The 18,101-nt window shown below is 69.3% G+C and carries 16 protein-coding genes; 8 read left to right on the forward strand and 8 right to left on the reverse strand.

The genetic code is table 11. From position 1 onward, the window contains the following. Nucleotides 1-5 precede the first annotated feature (5 nt). On the forward strand, nt 6-662 hold the full coding sequence (locus OP79_RS01100) for an MBL fold metallo-hydrolase (protein ID WP_033317935.1): 657 nt from the start codon (nt 6-8) through the stop codon (nt 660-662). Nucleotides 663-1,032: 370 nt separating this feature from the next. On the opposite strand, the gene aroQ is transcribed toward OP79_RS01100, so the two are convergent. Further along, on the reverse strand, nt 1,033-1,506 hold the full coding sequence (aroQ, locus tag OP79_RS01105; RefSeq protein ID WP_033317936.1) for a type II 3-dehydroquinate dehydratase: 474 nt from the start codon (nt 1,504-1,506) through the stop codon (nt 1,033-1,035). A 113-nt stretch (nt 1,507-1,619) separates the two neighbouring features. Between aroQ and OP79_RS01110 the strand changes: the two genes are divergently transcribed. Continuing rightward, entirely contained in the window at nt 1,620-2,666 is a 1,047-nt protein-coding gene (locus OP79_RS01110; RefSeq protein WP_033317937.1) for a S66 family peptidase, read from the forward strand. 113 nt (nt 2,667-2,779) lie between these two features. Then, complete coding sequence (locus tag OP79_RS01115; protein WP_033317938.1) at nt 2,780-4,048, forward strand: MFS transporter; 1,269 nt, start codon at nt 2,780-2,782, stop codon at nt 4,046-4,048. An 87-nt stretch (nt 4,049-4,135) separates the two neighbouring features. Here the strand turns inward: OP79_RS01115 and OP79_RS01120 are convergent, their stop codons facing one another. The 5 genes from OP79_RS01120 to OP79_RS01140 form a co-directional block, all read right to left on the reverse strand. After that, complete coding sequence (locus OP79_RS01120) at nt 4,136-5,137, reverse strand: TerC family protein (RefSeq protein ID WP_051744293.1); 1,002 nt, start codon at nt 5,135-5,137, stop codon at nt 4,136-4,138. Between the two features lie 318 nt (nt 5,138-5,455). After that, a complete protein-coding gene (locus OP79_RS01125; protein WP_033317939.1) occupies nt 5,456-7,435 on the reverse strand; it encodes a TerD family protein in 1,980 nt (659 codons plus the stop codon). A 36-nt stretch (nt 7,436-7,471) separates the two neighbouring features. After that, complete coding sequence (locus tag OP79_RS01130; RefSeq protein ID WP_033317940.1) at nt 7,472-8,050, reverse strand: TerD family protein; 579 nt, start codon at nt 8,048-8,050, stop codon at nt 7,472-7,474. A 140-nt stretch (nt 8,051-8,190) separates the two neighbouring features. Continuing rightward, entirely contained in the window at nt 8,191-10,329 is a 2,139-nt protein-coding gene (uvrB, locus tag OP79_RS01135) for an excinuclease ABC subunit UvrB (RefSeq protein WP_033317941.1), read from the reverse strand. 266 nt (nt 10,330-10,595) lie between these two features. Beyond that, the gene (locus tag OP79_RS01140) at nt 10,596-11,456 is read right to left on the reverse strand and encodes an MHYT domain-containing protein (RefSeq protein ID WP_033317942.1); all 861 of its coding nucleotides are present in this window, start codon (nt 11,454-11,456) and stop codon (nt 10,596-10,598) included. A 277-nt stretch (nt 11,457-11,733) separates the two neighbouring features. On the opposite strand from OP79_RS01140, the gene OP79_RS01145 reads away from it, so the two are divergent. The 3 genes from OP79_RS01145 (at nt 11,734) to OP79_RS01155 (ending at nt 14,659) form a co-directional block, all read left to right on the forward strand. Beyond that, on the forward strand, nt 11,734-12,609 hold the full coding sequence (locus OP79_RS01145; RefSeq protein ID WP_033317943.1) for a glycerophosphodiester phosphodiesterase: 876 nt from the start codon (nt 11,734-11,736) through the stop codon (nt 12,607-12,609). Between the two features lie 90 nt (nt 12,610-12,699). After that, nucleotides 12,700-13,254: a methylated-DNA--[protein]-cysteine S-methyltransferase gene (locus tag OP79_RS01150; RefSeq protein WP_033317944.1), complete on the forward strand. Its 555-nt coding sequence runs from the start codon at nt 12,700-12,702 to the stop codon at nt 13,252-13,254. 88 nt (nt 13,255-13,342) lie between these two features. After that, nucleotides 13,343-14,659, forward strand: coding sequence for an MFS transporter (locus tag OP79_RS01155; protein WP_033317945.1), 1,317 nt, complete (start codon nt 13,343-13,345; stop codon nt 14,657-14,659). A gap of 54 nt (nt 14,660-14,713) precedes the next feature. Here OP79_RS01155 and OP79_RS01160 read toward each other — a convergent pair whose 3' ends face one another. Further along, the gene (locus OP79_RS01160) at nt 14,714-15,142 is read right to left on the reverse strand and encodes a VOC family protein (protein WP_033317946.1); all 429 of its coding nucleotides are present in this window, start codon (nt 15,140-15,142) and stop codon (nt 14,714-14,716) included. Nucleotides 15,143-15,243: 101 nt separating this feature from the next. On the opposite strand from OP79_RS01160, the gene OP79_RS01165 reads away from it, so the two are divergent. Next, nucleotides 15,244-16,149: a pseudouridine-5'-phosphate glycosidase gene (locus tag OP79_RS01165; protein ID WP_033317947.1), complete on the forward strand. Its 906-nt coding sequence runs from the start codon at nt 15,244-15,246 to the stop codon at nt 16,147-16,149. Further along, complete coding sequence (locus OP79_RS01170) at nt 16,146-17,138, forward strand: carbohydrate kinase family protein (protein ID WP_169786175.1); 993 nt, start codon at nt 16,146-16,148, stop codon at nt 17,136-17,138. The genes OP79_RS01165 and OP79_RS01170 overlap by 4 nt, the downstream gene beginning before the upstream one ends. A 30-nt stretch (nt 17,139-17,168) precedes the next feature. Here the strand turns inward: OP79_RS01170 and OP79_RS01175 are convergent, their stop codons facing one another. After that, nucleotides 17,169-17,963 carry a methyltransferase domain-containing protein gene (locus OP79_RS01175; RefSeq protein WP_033317948.1) on the reverse strand — a complete coding sequence of 265 codons (795 nt, stop codon included), beginning with the start codon at nt 17,961-17,963 and terminating at the stop codon, nt 17,169-17,171. Between the last annotated feature and the right edge of the window lie 138 nt (nt 17,964-18,101).

Raw genomic sequence — 18,101 nt, forward strand, 5'->3', positions numbered from 1 at the left:
GGACCATGACGTACAGCGGAGCGGTGAAGGTCGGCGGCCCTGCGGATGTGCATGAGTTGCAGGACCTGATGATCTCCAAGGTCGCGGTCGGTCCGATGGACAACAACGCCTATCTGCTGCGCTGCCGGGCCACGGACGAACAACTGCTGATCGACGCGGCCAACGAAGCCGGGACGCTGCTCACACTGATCGGCGCCGACGGCATCGCGTCCGTGGTCACCACTCATCAGCACGGCGACCACTGGCAGGCGCTCGCGGAGGTCGTGGCGGCCACCGGTGCGCGTACGTACGCGGGTCGGGACGACGCGGAGGGCATTCCCGTACCGACCGACGTCCTGGTCGACGACGGCGACACGATCCGGGTGGGGCGCGTGGAGCTGACCGCACGCCATCTGGTGGGGCACACGCCCGGCTCGATCGCGCTCGTCTACGACGATCCGCACGGGCATCCTCATGTGTTCACGGGTGACTGTCTTTTCCCGGGTGGTGTCGGCAACACCCGTAAGGATCCAAAGGCGTTCGCCAGCCTGATCCACGATGTCGAGACGAAGATCTTCGATGTGCTCCCGGACGAGACGTGGGTCTACCCGGGGCACGGCAACGACACGACGCTGGGCGCGGAGCGGCCGCACCTGCCGGAGTGGCACGCACGGGGTTGGTGAACTGCTCGGCGTCGACAGTGAGTTGGTGAACTGCTCAGCGCCACGCGTGAGTTGGCGAACCGTCTGACGCCGGGCGCGCGTTGACGTTGGTGGCTCGGCGGACGAGGACGCGCGTTTCGCGGGCGCGCCGTCGCGCGCCCCGTGTGAACCGAACGCACGCGCCGGTATCACGCACGCGCTCCCGGCGCACGAGACCGCGCGATCCACTGGAAGCAGCCCGCGCAGGAAGACGGCTCCTGAGCGGAGGGGCCGCCGGCCAACCGATCCCCGCCCTCGGGCTGGCGGCCCACCACGGCGGCGGCCGGTCGACGTCCGGCGGCCGGCCACCACCGTGGCGTCCGCCGACTCCGGTGCTCGGCGAGTCCGGAGGTCACGCGTCCGCTTGCCCCGCGCCCGCCAGCGCCGCGACCCGCTCCACCCCGAACACGTATCCCTGCACGCCGCAGCCCGCGATGACCCCGTCGGCTCGGAGCGAGACGTACGAGTGGTGCCGGAACTCCTCGCGTTTGTGGATGTTGGAGATGTGGACCTCCAACACGGGCATGCCGTCACAGGTGTTGAGGGCATCCAGGATCGCGACGGAGGTATGCGAGTAGGCACCGGGGTTGATCACAATGCCGACATGGTTCCGGCGTGCCACGTGGATCCAGTCGACCAGTTCGCCCTCGTGGTTGGACTGGCGGAAGTCCACGGTGCCGCCGTACGTGGCCGCCGCCTTGGCGCACATCGCCTCGACGTCGGCAAGCGTGTCCGAGCCGTAGATCTCCGGCTGGCGCTGCCCCAGGAGGTTCAGGTTGGGGCCGTTGAGGATCATGATCGGGGCGTTGGCGAGGGTGCGGGGCACTGTTCCTCCGGTCCTGTCGGCTGAGCCGTCGCCCGAGGGCGCCGTTCAGGTCTGCTGCTCAGACTCGGTTTATCACGGTGCGCCGGGGCGGGGACGGCTCGTACGCTCCGGTCATGACGCCCCCTACGTATCCGCCCAAGCCGTCGCCCGGCGACCGAATCGCCGTCATCTCGCCGTCCGCGGGACTCCCGGGCCTCTTCCCACTCCCCTACGAGCTGGGCCTGGAGCGGCTGCGCAAGGAGTACGGCCTCGAACCGGTCGAGTACCCGGCCACCCGCACGATGGGCGCGACACCTCAGGCGCGGGCCGACGACATTCATGCGGCGTTCGCCGATCCGACGGTCAAGGCGGTCATCGCGTCGATCGGCGGCGACGACCAGATCACCGTGCTGCCGCTGCTGGACCGGGAGTTGATCCGCGCGAACCCGAAGCCGTTCTTCGGCATGAGCGACAACACGAACCTGCTCGCGTATCTGCACCACACCGGGATCGTCGCCTATCACGGCGCGAGCGTGATGTGCGAACTCGGCCGGCCGGGCGCCGTGCACCCGCTGACCGCGGAGTCGCTGCGAGCCGCGCTCTTCACCCCGGGCGAGTACGAGCTCAAGCCCGCCGAGCGTTTCCGTGACATCGACCTGCCATGGGACTCCCCGGAGACCTACGTCTCCGAGCCGCCGACCGAGCCCGGTGGCGGCTGGACCTGGCACCGCCCGGAGCGGGTGGTCGAGGCGCGCTCCTGGGGAGGCAACATCGAGATCCTGTCCTGGCTGCTGATGGCGGACCGCGAGGTCGCCCGCGATTCCTCCGTGTACGACGGCTGTGTGCTGTTCCTGGAGACGTCCGAGGACATGCCGAGTGCCAACGACGTCTTCTGGATCCTGCGGAGCATGGGCGAGCGCGGACTGCTCGGCCGCTTCTCCGCGCTCCTGATGGGTCGCCCCAAGACGTGGTCCTTCGAGAAGCCCAACGCCCCGGAGGCGAAGGCCCGTTACGCGCGCGAGCAGCGCAAGGCGGTGCTCCGGGCGGTGGACATGTACGCCCAGGACATGATGGTCGTCCTCGATGTGGACTTCGGTCACACCGATCCGCAACTGGTCATTCCCTACGGGGGCGTGATCCGCGTGGACGGTCCGGCTCGGCGTATCACTGTGGTGTATTGAGCATCACTGTGGTGTATTGGCGCTGCATGAGCTCCCGCACGCCCCCGTGACCACCCGTCACGGTGGGTAGTTGACGCGGCATGCACGAAGTACGCTCTGTAAGGACACCCTCCATGCTGCGGCTCGCGGCTGCCTCGCTCGCCGGGACCGCGATCGAGTTCTACGACTTCTTCATCTACGGGACGGCGGCCGCGCTCGTCCTGGGCCCTCTGTTCTTCCCGACGTTCTCGCCGGTGGCGGGCACGCTCGCGGCCTTCGCGACCTTCGGCGTCGGCTTCGTGGCGCGGCCCCTGGGATCGGTGCTGTTCGGGCACATCGGGGACCGGCACGGACGGCGGCCCGTTCTCGTCGTCTCCTTGTTGCTGACGGGCGCCGCGACTGTCGCGGTCGGCTGCGTACCGACGTACGACGCGATCGGTGTGACCGCTCCGGTGCTCCTTCTTGTGCTGCGTTTTCTGCAGGGGCTCGGGCTCGGCGGGGAGTGGGGTGGGGCGGTGCTGCTGACCGCGGAGCACGCGCCCGCCGAGCGGCGCGGGCTGTGGTCGAGTTTCCCGCAGATCGGTCCGGCGGTGGGGTTCGTGCTGGCCAACGGGGTGGTACTGGTGCTGTCGGCGACGCTGTCGGAAGCGCAGTTCGCGGCCTGGGGGTGGCGGGTGCCGTTCTGGGCGGCGGGGGTGCTGGCCGTAGCGGGGCTATGGTTGCGCTCCTCGCTCGCCGAGAGCCCTCAGTTCCTCGGTATCGACGACCACGCGCGCGTGCCGCTCGCCGAAGTGCTGCGCGGTCATTGGCGGCTGTTGCTGCTGACGGCGGGGGCGCTCGCCATCGGGTACGCCGTGTTCTACGCGGTGACGACCTGGTCCCTCGCCTACGCGACCGAACGGCTCGGGGTGAGCCGTACCGTCATGCTCGCCTGCATCATGGCCGCCGTGGTCGTGAAGGGCGTGCTGACGCCCGTGGTCGCGCTCCTCGGCGACCGCTACGGCCGACGGCCGCTGTGCCTGATCGGCTGCGCGGCCGCCGCGCTCTGGATGTTCCCGATGGTCGCGCTCCTGTCGACCGGCGAACCCCTGCTGATGTTCCTCGGCTTCCTGGTGGCGATGCTCGCGTTCATCACCATGTTCGCGGTGGTCGCCGCGTATCTCCCGGAGTTGTACGAGCCCCGCGTGCGCTGCACGGGCGCCGCCGTGGGCTACAACCTCGGCGGGGTGCTCGGCGGCGCGCTCACGCCGATCGTGGCGACGGCGGCGGCCCAAGGTGAACGCGTTCCCTGGGGCGTGGCCGCGTATCTGACGGGGATCGCGCTGCTGAGCCTGGGGTGCTTCGCACTGCTGCCGGAGACACGACCGGTGCGCGTGGTCGCGGCCAAGGCCACCGCGGGCTGAAAGCCGCGGGATGACAACGCCGGGAGCGGTGGTCGGCAATGCGCCGAACGCCGCTCCCGGTGCTGGTTGTTCCTGCGTCCGCGGTTGTCAGGCCTCGATGCTGTCCTTCGAAGTGCCTTCGGTCTCCTTCTGCGCCGCCTCGGCCGCCGCCTGCTTCTTGGAGGCCATCAGGCTGGTGATCGTGGTGACGATCAGGACCGCACAGATCACACCGAGGGAGACCGGGATGGAGATCTCCGGGACGTGGACCCCGGACTCGTGCAGCGCGTGCAGCACCAGCTTGACGCCGATGAAGCCGAGGATGACCGACAGGCCGTAGCTGAGGTGGACCAGCTTCTTGAGCAGACCGCCGATGAGGAAGTACAGCTGTCGCAAACCCATCAGCGCGAACGCGTTGGCCGTGAACACGATGTACGGATCCTGGGTCAGGCCGAAGATCGCAGGGATCGAGTCGAGCGCGAAGAGGACGTCCGTGGTACCGATCGCGAGCATGACGACGAGCATCGGCGTCATGACCCGCTTGCCGTTCTGCTGGATCCACAGCTTGGTGCCGTGGTAGCGGTCGGCCACACCGAAGCGCTTCTCGACGGCCTTGAGGAGCTTGTTCTCCTCCCACTCCTCCTCGGGGTCGTCGGCCCTGGCCTCCTGGATCAGCTTCCAGGCGGTGTAGATCAGGAAGGCGCCGAAGATGTAGAAGACCCAGGCGAAGCTGGAGAGGATCGCGGCGCCCGCGGCGATGAAGATCGCACGGAGCACGAGGGCTATCAGCACACCGACCATCAGCACCCGCTGCTGGTACTGCGAGGGCACCGAGAACTTCGCCATGATCAGGACGAAGACGAAGAGATTGTCGACGCTTAGCGATTTCTCGGTGATGTAGCCCGCGAAGAACTCGCCTGACGGCTGTCCGCCGCCGAAGACGAGCAGTCCGAGTCCGAACAGTGCGGCCAGGACGATCCAGACGATGGTCCAGATTCCGGCTTCCTTGATCGATACGTCGTGGGGTTTACGGCCGATGAAGAAGTCGACCGCGATGAGGGCGACAAGGCCCACGATGGTCAGGACCCAAAGGGTCGTCGAAACATCCACTGCGCCTCCGGCAGTACGTAACGGCAAATGTCAGCGTCGTCGCTGCCGGAGGTCTCTTCCACCCGGGCCCCTGGGGCGCATGAGACGCCTGGAGCCTTCGGGCCGACGCCCCGGGATCTGGCCAGATCCGTATTGACGGGTACGCCGCAGTAGGTAGGGAGTACTCCCCTCCGCACGAACTACGGTACCCCAATCACCAAGGATTGGTAAAGAGATTGGCAAAGGAAGAGCCAAATTCCCTGGTCAGATGGGTTGACGAAGTCTTGGGACGACGCGCGAGACGGCACGCGACGGGCAGGCGACGGACTCCGCGGAGCGTCAGCGCTTCCAGGCGCGGCGGGCTGCCGCGACCTGAGTGAGGACGTGCTGGAGCACCTGGCTGCCGGGCGGTACGAGTGAGGGCTCGTACGTCCACGCGTGCCCGACCCAGGGGTCGGCGAGGTGGTCGTCGGGCACCGGGGTGAGGCGCAGGAGGGAGCGCCAGAGCGGGTCGAGCAGCGGTCCGTAGGCGGCGGCATCCTCCCGGTCGGCGACCATCATGAGGTGAACGCCGACGGCTGGGCCTTCGTCCGCGAGGTAGCGCAGCTGGGTCACCGCGCGGTCGTCGAAACCGTGCGGGAAGTCGTTGACGATCAGCAGCTGCTCGGCCGTGTCGAGGTCGGGCGGGAGCGAGTCGGCCGCGCCTGCGCGGATCGCCATCTGCACCAGGTCGACACGCTGGGTGAGCCTGGCCAGGACGTCGTTCACACCCGCGGCGCCGACGGCGGGCGGAGCGTGGAGCACACCGGTCTGCACGAGCGGCGCGAGCGCCGAGGCGCCGGAACCCGCCGGGTCGATGACGTGCACCGTGTACTCGCCCGCCGGGTAGACGGCGAGCAGCCGGGCGGCATGCGTCACTGCTGTGTCCATGGCAAGGCGGCGCAGCTCGTCGGAGTCGGCGAGCGAGCCGTCGAGGGATCCGGCGCGGCCGCTGTCGATCCACAAGCCGCGCTCCAGCGGCAGCCGCACCAGCATCGGGATGTTCAGGCCGGAGCTCTCCGGCAGCTGGAGGTCGCCCAGGCGCAGGGCCATGGGGATCTCCATAGGCGCGCGGTAGCCCTGCCAGACGGGGCTGTCCCAGCGCGCGAACGCCGGAGGCAGCGCAGGCTCGACGACCTCGGATTCGGCGCTGAGCTGGGCGAGGTCACGGTCGAGCGCGGCCCTGGCCTGATCGACAAGCTGGGAGTGCTTGGCGCGGGCCGTCTCGCGCGCGGTATCCGCCTGTCCGCCTATGCGGCTGCGCGGGTCGGACAGGACCTTGTCGAGCTCCTGTTCCATACGCGAATCGGCGAAGTCGACGGCGCTGCGATAGGCGGCCATGGTGCGGGCCAGATCCTCGAACATGCCCCACACCTGGTTGTAGAGCCGCTCCTCCATGGACCAGCCGGTCGCGTCGCCCGCGACGGGCTGCGCGGGCTGTCCGGGCTGGGCCGGTGGCACGGTCGGCGGGGGCGACGGAGGTGCGGCGGCCTGCCGGCCGGGGTGACTGTAGTTGACCGGACCACCGGCTCCCGGCATGGAAGGCTGCGTGGTGGCGGACGGATCTGTCTGAGCGGGTCCTTCGGGATAGCCGGCCTGCGGCGATACGTGACCGGTGGCGCCCTGAGGGGTGGGCCCACCCTGGTCGGAACCCAGCGCCGATGTCGCGGCATGCCGAGAGCGGTCGCCGTCGGCCGTGCGCGGCGGAGGCGCGGCCACCGAACGTGCCAGGCCCTGAACCACCGCCTCGTTGATGTCGTGTGCGAGCTGGGGTGCCTGGACCAGGCCCTGGTCGGCGAGGAGCTCGGCGAGGCCGCCCGCGTACCCCTGGCCGACCGCGCGCACCTTCCAGGCACCCTGCCTGCGGTACAGCTCGAGAGCGACGACGGCCGCCTCGGCGTCGAGACCCGTGATCGTGTAGCTGGCGATCTCGGAACCGTCGAGTCCGGTGACCGCCACGAAAGGAGCGGCGACGGAGCCGAACTGGACCGGGCCCCCGACTCCGGACGGCAGTGCGAGCAGCACACTGACCCGGTGCACGGCCTCTGTCAGGGCGTCCAAGTCGAAGGCGAGACGGTGGTCGGCCGCCGCCTGCTTGGAGACCTCGAGGCCGGGCAGAGTGGGCGAGCCCGGGTGGGCCACCCACTCGACGCCTTGCACCTTGCCGTTCTCGTCACCGAGCGTGGCTCCCGCCACGATCGGCTTGCCGGCCGACACCCGGATCTCGAGTCGGGCTTGGGGCAGCGGATGGTTCTGTCCCCGCACCAGCTCGGCCGTCATCGCCTTCTCCCCCTCGTTTCGTCTGCGCCGGGCTGCCTACAGATGCGGCAGGATCGCCGGCATCAGGTCCTGGAAGGTACGGCCGTTGGCCGGCGTACCGAGAGCGGTCATCTGCCAGCCCGGGCCCGCGCGGTGCACCTTCGCCATGATCTGTGCCGTGTACTGGCCGCCGCCCGCCAGTGTGTAGCGGGCGAGTTCCTGGCCGTTGGTCTCGTCGACCAGTCGGCAGAACGCGTCCTGCACCTCCTGGAACGTCTGGCCCGTGAAGGAATTCACGGTGAAGACGATCTGGTCGATGTGGACCGGGATACGCGCGAGGTCGACGAGGATCGCCTCGTCGTCGCCGCCCTGGCCGACACCGCCGACGAGGTTGTCTCCGGTGTGCCGCACGGAGCCGTCGTCGCTGACGAGGTGACGGAAGAACACCACGTCGACCGGCTGCTTGTCCGCGAAGAGCACGGCCGAGGCGTCGAGGTCGATCTCCCGGGTGCGCGAGCCGAACAGGCCGCGGCGCGGGGCCGCCTGCCAGCCGAGCCCCATGCGCACCGCGGTCAGGGTGCCTCCGTCGTTCTTCTGCAGACTGATGGCCTGACCCTTGGTCATGTTGACCGTCACGCGCTGTTCCCCTCTCGAACGTCCCCTGTTGCCGCAGAATCCTGCGGTTGACCAGCAACCCTACGCAGGGGCACCGACAGTGCCTAAGCCTGGCCCACACTTTGTGTCGGTCTTGCAACACAGCGCGCCATTCGCGGTGGTCAGGCGATGCCCGCCTCCTTCATCTGGCGTAGTTCCTTCTTCATTTCCGAGACTTCGTCGCGCAGCCGGGCGGCGATCTCGAACTGCAGGTCGGCGGCGGCCGCGCGCATCCGCTCTGTCATCTCCTCGATCTGTCCGGCGAGTTCGGCCGCGGGGCGGTCGGTGGGCACGGTCTCCTTGGCCTTGCCCCTGGCGGGCTTGGCTCCCTTGGCGGCCTGCGAACCGAGCGCGGGCACCGGGGCCTTGGCACCCTTGCCGTCCTTCAGGTTGCGATAGCCCGTGCCGAGCAGCTGCTCCGTGTCGACGTCCTCGCGGGCGATCTGCGCCACGATGTCGTTGATCTTCTTCCGGAGGGGCTGCGGATCGAGGCCCCTCTCCTTGTTGTAAGCGACCTGCTTCTCCCGGCGGCGGTTGGTCTCCTCGATGGCCTTCTCCATGCCCGGGGTGATCTTGTCGGCATACATGTGGACCTGACCGGACACGTTGCGCGCCGCGCGGCCGATGGTCTGGATCAGTGAGGTGCCGGAACGCAGGAAGCCCTCCTTGTCGGCGTCGAGGATCGACACCAGGGAGACCTCGGGCAGGTCGAGCCCCTCCCTCAGGAGGTTGATGCCGACCAGGACGTCGAATTCTCCGGCACGGAGTTCCCGCAGCAGCTCGACACGGCGCAGCGTGTCGACGTCGCTGTGCAAGTAGCGCACCTGGATGCCCAGTTCGAGGAAGTAGTCGGTGAGGTCCTCGGCCATCTTCTTGGTGAGCGTGGTGACCAGGATGCGCTCGTCCTTCTCGGTGCGCTTGCGGATCTCGTGCACCAGGTCGTCGATCTGCCCCTCGGTCGGCTTGACCACGACCTCCGGGTCGACGAGGCCGGTGGGGCGGATGATCTGCTCGACGAAGCCGTCCCCGCGCGAGAGCTCGTACTTGCCCGGAGTTGCGGACAGGTAGACGGCCTGGCCGATGCGCTCCTGGAACTCCTCCCACTTCAGGGGGCGGTTGTCCAGGGCGGAGGGCAGCCGGAAGCCGTGGTCGACGAGGGTGCGCTTTCGGGAGGCGTCGCCTTCGTACATGGCGCCGATCTGCGGCACCGTGACGTGCGACTCGTCGATGACCAGCAGGAAGTCGTCCGGGAAGTAGTCGAGGAGGGTGTTGGGCGGGGAGCCGGGGTCGCGGTCGTCGAAGTGCATCGAGTAGTTCTCGACGCCGGAGCAGGAGCCGATCTGGCGGAGCATCTCCAGGTCGTACGTGGTGCGCATGCGCAGCCGCTGAGCCTCCAGGAGCTTGCTCTGCTTCTCCAGCTCGGTGAGGCGCTCCTCGAGCTCCTTCTCGATGCCGTTGACGGCCTTCTCCAGGCGCTCCGGGCCCGCCACGTAGTGCGATGCCGGGAAGACGTACAGCTGCTCGTCGTCGCTGATGACCTCGCCGGTGAGCGGATGCAGCGTGGAGAGGGCCTCGATCTCGTCGCCGAACATCTCGATGCGGACGGCCAGTTCCTCGTAGACCGGGAAGATCTCGATCGTGTCCCCGCGGACCCGGAAGGTGCCCCGCGCGAAGGCCATGTCGTTGCGCGTGTACTGGATGTCGACGAAGCGGCGCAGTAGGTCGTCCCGGTCGATCTCGTCGCCGACCTTGAGGGCGACCATCCGGTCCACGTACTCCTGCGGTGTGCCGAGGCCGTAGATGCAGGAGACCGAGGCGACCACGACGACGTCACGGCGGGTGAGCAGCGAGTTGGTCGCGGAGTGGCGCAGGCGCTCGACCTCCTCGTTGATCGAGGAGTCCTTCTCGATGTAGGTGTCCGACTGCGGGACGTACGCCTCGGGCTGGTAGTAGTCGTAGTACGAGACGAAGTATTCGACCGCGTTGTTCGGCAGCAGCTCGCGGAACTCGTTGGCCAGCTGGGCGGCCAGGGTCTTGTTCGGCGCCATCACGAGGGTGGGGCGCTGGAGCTTCTCGATCATCCACGCGGTGGTCGCGGACTTGCCGGTGCCGGTCGCGCCGAGAAGGACGACATCCTTCTCACCTGCGCGGATGCGCCGTTCGAGCTCGGCGATGGCAGCGGGCTGGTCGCCGCTGGGCGAATAGGGACTGACGACCTCGAAGGGCGCCACCGTGCGTTCGATCTTGGATACGGGCCGCATGAATCAACCGTACGACTCCGCACTGACAACGGGGCTAGGGCCTGTCCGGCGGATCAGGTCGGAGGAAAGTAACGGTGCCTGATCAGCGGGCGTGAGCGGGGTCTGGTGCGTGCAGCTGCAAGGCGGAGGATCGAGTCGACGCGATGGGGTTCCCCCCGCGCGAGCTCGATTCGAGCGTGGGGGAGTCGGCGATTGACGACAACGCGGCAGATGTGCGTGCCAGACCCCGCGTCTCCGGCACGATCCGCCGGGCAGGCCCTAGATCACTACCTCTGCGGGGTCCGGGAGCCGGGGCGGTCGGGGCGGCGGCGCGGGCGGGACGTGGGACGGCGGCCGGTGTGACGGATCATGTGGGCCGGGATGCCGGGCTTCTGCTGGGCCGGGCTCCAGTCGGCTTTGCCCATGACCATCAGCGGGTCGAACATCATGACGACGCCGGCCAGGAACAGGAAGGCGAGGGGGCCGATCAGCATGGGGGCCAGCAGACTCGCGGGCGAGTCACCGGAGGTGACGTCGGTGGTGCCGTGCAGATGGACGCTGAGCGCGGCCATGCCCGTGTAGTGCATGCCGCTGACGGCGAGGCCCATGACGAGGCTCGCTCCCACGCTCCACAGGAAGCCGCGGACCTGGCCCGCCGCCCAGAGTGCCGCGGTCGCGGCCGCGACGGCTATGACGACTGAGGCGGCCACGGTGAAGGTGTTGTACTCGAGCTTTCCGTTGAGCTGCATTCCGGCCATGCCCAGGTAGTGCATCGAGGCGATGCCCAGGCCGGTGATGGTGCCTCCGGTGAACAGGGCCGTTCCGGAAGCCCCTTTGTAGCCGACGATGAAGATCCCGATGCCGACCATGAGGATGGCGACGCCGAGGCTCGCGAACGTGATCGGTTTGTCGTAGCGGATCGGGGTCTCCTGGACGGAGAAACCCATCATCGCGATGAAGTGCATGGTCCAGATGCCGGAGCCGATCGCCGCAGAGCCCAGCGCGAGCCAGCCGGGCCTCCAGGAGTGGGCGACCAGCATCGATCTGGTGGTGCAGCGCAGGCCGAGCGCGCCACCGAGGCAGGCCATGAGGTACGCCACCAGCGGTGTGACGAGTCCGTAGCTGAATCCGTCGACCGTGCCCTGCATGCGCGGTTGCCCTTCCGCCCTGTTGCGTCCCGGAATTTCCTGCAATGCCCCCGTCCCAGGACCGCCATGGCGGCCGGGGTTGACGCAGAGAGTATGACCCCCACCAGAGCGCTCGAACGATTTTCCGGCAAAGAAACACGCTCTTACCTCAGTTGTGCGGCACCGGTGATTGCCGCCGGGCAACTCCGTTCAATCTGTGGCCATCCTGTACCTCCCTCCTGTTGACACTCCGCTGTCACCATGGAGCTGCCCGTGACCACAGACGCAAGGAGTACGCATGCACGCGCGCGCTGCCGCCGGCACGACCACAGCACTCCTGGGAGCCGCCGCCCTTGTTCTGCCCCTCTCCCCCGCTCACGCCGCGGTGGGCGACGACCAGCCGCTGGTCGTCGCCCACCGCGGTGCTTCCGCCTACGCCCCCGAGAACACCCTGGCCGCCATAGACAAGGCGGCGGAGCTGGGTTTCCGCTGGGTCGAGAACGACGTCCAGCGCACCAAGGACGGCGAGCTCGTGGTGATCCACGACGACAACCTGGCGCGTACGACCAATGTCGAGGAGATCTTCCCCAACCGGGCTCCGTGGATGGTCAAGGACTTCACCGCGGCGGAGATCGCACGCCTGGACGCGGGCAGCTGGTTCAGTCCCGAGTACGCGGGCGCGCACGTGCCGACGCTGAAGCAGTACATGAACCGGGTCTCCCGCAACCATCAGAAGCTCGTGCTGGAGATCAAGAAGCCCGAGCTCTACCCGGGCATCGAGAAGGAGACCCTCAAGGTCCTCAGCAACGAGGGCTGGCTGGGTCCGCAAGCCGTACGGAGCAAGCTGGTCATCCAGAGTTTCAGCGCGGACAGCGTACGGACCGTGCACGAGCTGCGGCCCGCCATCAAGACGGGCTTCCTGGGTACGCCGGCGGTCGCGGAACTGCCCGCGTACGCGAAGTTCGCCGATCAGATCAACTCGACGCACACGTCCATCTCGACCGACTACGTCGCCTCGATCCACGCGCTCGAGGGACCGCACGGCAGGCAGCTGGAGATCTTCACATGGACCGTCGACACCGCGGACGGTGCTCGACGCGTCGCGGACTTCGGTGTGGACGGCATCATCACGAACAAACCGGACGTGGTCCGGGCGGCGCTGAACGAGCTCTGAGGTTCTCGACCGGAGCGCTCACCGGTGGCGCGGACGCCTCAGGCGTCCGCGCCACCGGCGTTGTCAGTGGTGCGCCGTACGGTGGGGCTCATGAACAGCCATGGGCAGAACGAGCAGCGGGTGGTGTGGGCCGTCGCCGGCAGCGACATCGGTCCGCTGCTGCTGGCCGCGACCGGCGAAGGTCTGGTCAACGTCGTCTTCCACGCCACGGACACGGTGCGCGACAAAGCGCTCGACCGGCTGCGGTCCCGGCTCGGCGCCGAGCCCGTCGAGGCACCCGACTCCCCACTGCTGGCCGAGGCGATACGCCAGATTCAGGCGTACTTCGCGGGCGACCGGCACGACTTCGAGCTGCCGCTGGACTGGTCCCTGATCTCCGGCTTCAACCGCCAGGTGCTGCACGAGCTGGCGTCCGGCGTTCCGTACGGGACGGTCGTGGGGTACGGCGACCTGGCAGGCCGGGTGGGTCAGCCGGGCGCGGCTCAGGCCGTGGGCATGGCCATGGGCGCCAATCCGCTGCCGGTCATCGTGCCGTGCCACCGGGTCGTCGAGAGCGACGGCGGCATCGGCGGCTTCGGGGGCGGCCTGGAGACGAAGCGGAAACTGCTGGCGCTGGAAGGGGTGCTGCCGGAGCCGTTGTTCTGAGGGTGTCCCGAGTTCGGGAGAGGGGGGAGACTGCGCCGGTGACCACATCCTTCGCGCGTGCGCACACATCCGACGCGGCTGGTTCGCCATGAGCGCCGTCGAGCGGCAGACCGCCGTGCCCGTCGACGCGGACGGGCTGTCGGCTCTGCGGCGCCGTACCTCCGCTGTGCTCATCGCCAGTCAGATCCTGGGCGGACTGGGCGTCGCCATCGGTATCGCGCTCGCCGTCGTGCTGGCCGAGGACATCAGCGGTACGGAGTCGCTGGCGGGACTCGCGCCCACCGCGACGGTCACGGGAACGGCGGTGCTCTCTGTGCCGCTGGCCGCGCTGATGACCGCGCGCGGTCGCCGCCCGGGACTCGTTCTGGCCTATCTCATCGGTGCCCTGGGCGCGGGCCTCGTCGTGATCGCGGCGGTCGTCGGCAGCTTTCCGCTGCTGTTGCTGGGCATGGCGGCTTTCGGCGCGGCCTCGTCGGCGAATCTGCAGGCACGCTTCGCGGCCGCCGACCTCGCCGAGCCCCAGCGACGGGCCCGGGCGATCTCGAACGTCGTGTGGGCGACCACGATCGGTGCGGTCCTCGGTCCCAACATCGCCGCGCCCGCGGGGCGCAGCGTCTCCGGGCTCGGCATACCGGAGGCGGCGGGCCCCTTCCTGTGGGCGGCCGGGGTCTTCCTCCTCTCTGCGCTTCTGGTCGCCGTGCTGCTGCGACCTGACCCGTTGCTGACCGCCCGCGCGCTCGCGCCGGTCGAGGAGCAGTCCGCCGAGGCGCGCTCCATACGGGCCGGGCTGGCCGCGGTGCGGGCCTCGGCGCGCGCCCGTCTCGCCCTGGTGACGGTGGCCGTCTCGCACACCGCGATGGTCTCGGTCATGTCGATGACACCGGTCGACCTCGATCACCACGGCGCGAGCATCGATCTGATCGGGCTGGTCATCAGCGGCCATATCGCGGGCATGTACGCCTTCTCGCCGATCATGGGGCGGCTCTCGGACCGGCTCGGGCGCCTCTCGGTGATAGGCCTCGCCGTGGGGCTGCTGGCCTGCGCGGCGCTGCTCGCGGGCACGGCGGGCGGCAGCCACTGGCAGAGCGCCGCCGGACTCTTCCTGCTGGGCCTCGGCTGGTCGGCCGGCCTCGTCTCGGGCTCCGCCCTCCTCACGGACTCCGTGCCCCAGCCCGCGCGCGCCGCCGCACAGGGGCTGTCAGACCTGACCATGAACACCTCAGCGGGCGTCGGCGGCGCGGCAGCGGGCCTCATCGTCGCGCAGGCGGGCTACGGCTGGCTTAACCTCATCGCCGCCTGCCTGCTGCTGCCGCTCGGCGCGCTGGCACTGTTCACCCGGGGCAGACGCAAGGCGGACACGGCGATATCCGAAATACCTCGAACACCTCGCGACACCGACGGCTGAGGGGTGTCCACGCGCGCGTGGACACCCCTTTTCCCTGCCTGAGATACCTGAGAGCTATTCGTAGTGCCGTGCCTCGAAGACGTTTCCGTCCGGGTCCCGGAAGTAGAAGCTGCGCTTGGCCATTCCGCGGGCGCCGAACGCGTCGTACGAGAAGTCCGAGACGGGCACGGACCGCTCCTCGAGACGAGTACGGAGCGCGTCGAAGTCCTCACCAGGGAGGGAGAGACATACGTGGTTGACCGGGTGGCCGGCACTTTCTGCCGCCCCGGGGACAGCGTCCATACGTGCGGCCAACGGCAGGGGCGCGAGGTCGAAGATGGTCTCCTCATTGAGGCGTACGGAAGGGAACGATGCCATCCCCGCGGCGAATTCGGTGACCCTGAGGGGCTCCATGCCGAGCGTCTTCTCGTAGAAGTCGGCCGAGGCGACGGGGTCGCGCACCCAGAGGACGACGTGGTCGAGACGTATCGAGTTGTCCGTCATGCCCCCAGGCTGCTGCCCCCTTCCGGGCCGCCGCAAGGGTTTGGCCACACGTGCCGCCCGCCAGGAATGATGGGGAGAGCCGACAGACAGGAGGCACGCGCGTGCTGGTGGTGTCCGAAGAGGTACGGGAGGCGCTCGCCGCGCACCGGCCGGTGGTGGCCCTGGAGTCCACGATCATCGCCCATGGGCTGCCGCGCCCACGCAATCTCCAGGTGGCGCTGGAGCTGGAGGAGGCCGTACGCCAGGAGGGGGCCGTTCCCGCGACGATCGCCGTCCTGGACGGACAGCCCCATGTGGGCCTCGACAAGAAGCAGTTGGAGCGGGTCGCGAACGAGGACGGCATCCGCAAGCTCGGTCATCGCGATCTGCCGCTCGCCGTCGCCACGGGAGCGAGCGGGGCGACCACGGTGTCCGCGACAGCACTGCTGGCCGCGCGGGCGGGCGTCCGCGTGTTCGCGACGGGTGGGCTCGGTGGCGTGCACCGGGAGTGGACGGTCACCCAGGACGAGTCCGCCGACCTGGGGCTTCTGGCACGTACCCGGATCACGGTGGTGTGCGCGGGCGTGAAGTCCATCCTGGACGTGCCGGCGACCCTGCAGCGCCTGGAGACACTGGGCGTCGCGGTCGCCGGGTACGCGACGGTGAGCTTTCCCGGCTTCTATCTGTCCGACTCGGGACATCCGGTGGACTGGACGCTTCAGTCACCTGCCGAGGTCGCGGCCGTCATGCGCGCACAGGACGCGCTCGACGGGCCCGAGTCGGCCCTGATCGTCGCGAATCCCGTGCGCGAGGCGGAGCAGCTCGATCCCGAGCTCCACGCGCGCGTGCTGGCCGACGCTCTGCAGGCGTGTGAGGCGGAGGGCGTGACAGGCCAGGCGGTCACGCCGTTCCTGCTCGACTATCTGGTCCGGCACACGGACGGGGCCTCGCTGAGCGCCAATCTGGCGGCCGTACGCGGCAACGTACGGCTCGCGGGGCGAATCGCGGCGGCCTGGGCCGGGGCGTGACCGGGGCGGGCGAACCCGTGTTCGGGGCCGACGGGAGCACGAGGGAGCCGAGCTGGGACGCGACGAGCCCGTATCGTCGTGACCATCGCGACGGAGCCCTTCTTGTCGTCGGCGACGTCGTCACAGACGTCGTCGCCCAGTACCGCGGACCGCTCGCCTCCGGCACCGATACGGCCGCCGCCGTCCGGACCGTGCCAGGCGGCGCGGGCGCCAACGTCGCATGCTGGGCGGCCCATTGGGGCTGTGCTCAGGTGCGGCTCCTCGGCCGGGTGGGCGCCGACGCCGCCGCGTGGCACGAACGGGAGCTGACCGCTTCAGGGGTGCGTCCTCACCTGGTCGTAGATCCCGCGGCGCCGACAGGCACGGTGATCTGCCTGGTGGACACAGGCGCCTCGGCGGAGCGTACGTTCCTCACGGACAGCGGCGCCTCCCTGCGTCTCGACCCCGACGACTGGTCGCCGTCGCTGCTCGACGGCGTCGCGTGGCTGCACCTGTCGGGCTACCTGTTCTTCTCCGAGTCGTGCCGGGCGCTGGTGGCGGTGGCGGTGGCGTCAGCACGCGCGCGTGGTGTGCCGGTGAGTGTGGATCCCGCGTCGGCGGGGTTCCTCACGGAGCTGGGCGTGGACAGGTTCCTCGCGCTCGCCGAAGGGATCGACGTACTGCTGCCGAGCCGGGACGAGGCCTGCTTGCTCACCGGGCTGCCCGATCCGGCGGACGCGGCGGCCAAGTTGAGCCGCCACGCCCCGCTGGTGGTGGTCAAGCAGGGCGGCGCCGGGGCTCTGGTGGCCGAGTCGGGCACCGTACGGGATCTCGTCCCGGCGACGTCCGCGGCTCCCGTGGACACGACGGGAGCCGGGGACGCTTTCACCGGCGCTTTCCTGGCCGCCCTGCTCTCGGGCAGCCGGCCCGGGGAAGCGGCGGCACAGGGGTGTCGGGCGGGGGCGCTCGCGGTGGAGCAGGTGGGCGGGAGACCTCATAGGGACACATGACGGCCGCTCCCGCCAACTCCCGCTCCGAGGTTAGGCCTTGCGCCCCCACGCCGAGATCAGCGGTGCCGTGGCCAGGTCCATGGCGCTCGCCGTCACGTTCGCCAGGTGGCGGTCGATGTCCTGGTCCGTGACTTGGCCCGCCGCGACGAGCTGGGCGCGGATCTGGCGGATCGTCGCCGATTCCAGGGCGGCGCAGGCGGGCGAGGTGATCGGGAAGTACGCGTCGGCCTCCACCTGTCGCAGTCCGGCCTCGCGGAGCAGTCGCGGGAGCCGACGGCCGTACGCGAGGTCGGCGCCGTGCTCGGCGAGCAGCTGGCGGAAGGCGTGACGCAGCCGGTTGGCCAGCTGCTGCTCGGTGCCGCGCTCGTCGGGCCAGAGCAGGGGTTGCAGTGCGGGATCGGCGTCCTCGACCAGGAGCCGTCCGCCCGGCCGCAGGGCCTTGATCATCGACCGCAACGCCCGTTCCCTGTCCGGTACATGGGACAGTACGAGCCGGGCGTGCACGAGATCGAAGCCGTCGCCCGGCGGCTCGTCCGCGCCCACGTCGTGCACGCACACCTCGACCGGCGGCCGGGTGGCCGAGGCCGCCCACGAGGTGTCGATGTCGGTCGCGACGACCCGTCCGGTGGGGCCGACCTTCTTGGCCAGCCAGGACACCACGGATATGCCGCCCGCGCCGACCTCCCAGCAGCGCCAGCCGGATCCGATGCCGAACTGCTCGATGTGGCGGAACGTCGTGGAGTCGAAGAGTGCGGCGAGGGCGTCGAAGCGCTGCCCCGCCTCGGCCTGCCGGTTGTCGAGGAGATACCCGTCGGTTCGCGTCATGCGGCAATCATCCCAATTGTCCGACGCATCCGCGATGGGTGATGCTTCCTTCGGCGACATGCCGGAACTCCCGGAGCGGAATGTTCCGCTCCCACAGGCTTCCCCCGCCGTCGAAGCAGCCTGGCAGACTGGCCGCGG

The sequence above is a fragment of the Streptomyces yerevanensis genome (assembly GCF_000716805.1).
GTDB classification, from domain to species: Bacteria; Actinomycetota; Actinomycetes; order Streptomycetales; family Streptomycetaceae; genus Streptomyces; species Streptomyces flaveus.

What these genes read in the sequence shown, in the direction of transcription:
- OP79_RS01100 (WP_033317935.1), top strand. Translation starts at nt 6, where the DNA reads ATGACGTACAGCGGAGCGGTGAAGGTCGGCGGCCCTGCGGATGTGCAT.
- OP79_RS01110 (WP_033317937.1), top strand. Translation starts at nt 1,620, where the DNA reads ATGACGCCCCCTACGTATCCGCCCAAGCCGTCGCCCGGCGACCGAATC.
- OP79_RS01115 (WP_033317938.1), top strand. Translation starts at nt 2,780, where the DNA reads ATGCTGCGGCTCGCGGCTGCCTCGCTCGCCGGGACCGCGATCGAGTTC.
- OP79_RS01125 (WP_033317939.1), bottom strand. Translation starts at nt 7,435, where the DNA reads ATGACGGCCGAGCTGGTGCGGGGACAGAACCATCCGCTGCCCCAAGCC.
- uvrB (WP_033317941.1), bottom strand. Translation starts at nt 10,329, where the DNA reads ATGCGGCCCGTATCCAAGATCGAACGCACGGTGGCGCCCTTCGAGGTC.
- OP79_RS01140 (WP_033317942.1), bottom strand. Translation starts at nt 11,456, where the DNA reads ATGCAGGGCACGGTCGACGGATTCAGCTACGGACTCGTCACACCGCTG.
- OP79_RS01145 (WP_033317943.1), top strand. Translation starts at nt 11,734, where the DNA reads ATGCACGCGCGCGCTGCCGCCGGCACGACCACAGCACTCCTGGGAGCC.
- OP79_RS01150 (WP_033317944.1), top strand. Translation starts at nt 12,700, where the DNA reads ATGAACAGCCATGGGCAGAACGAGCAGCGGGTGGTGTGGGCCGTCGCC.
- OP79_RS01155 (WP_033317945.1), top strand. Translation starts at nt 13,343, where the DNA reads ATGAGCGCCGTCGAGCGGCAGACCGCCGTGCCCGTCGACGCGGACGGG.
- OP79_RS01160 (WP_033317946.1), bottom strand. Translation starts at nt 15,142, where the DNA reads ATGACGGACAACTCGATACGTCTCGACCACGTCGTCCTCTGGGTGCGC.
- OP79_RS01175 (WP_033317948.1), bottom strand. Translation starts at nt 17,963, where the DNA reads ATGACGCGAACCGACGGGTATCTCCTCGACAACCGGCAGGCCGAGGCG.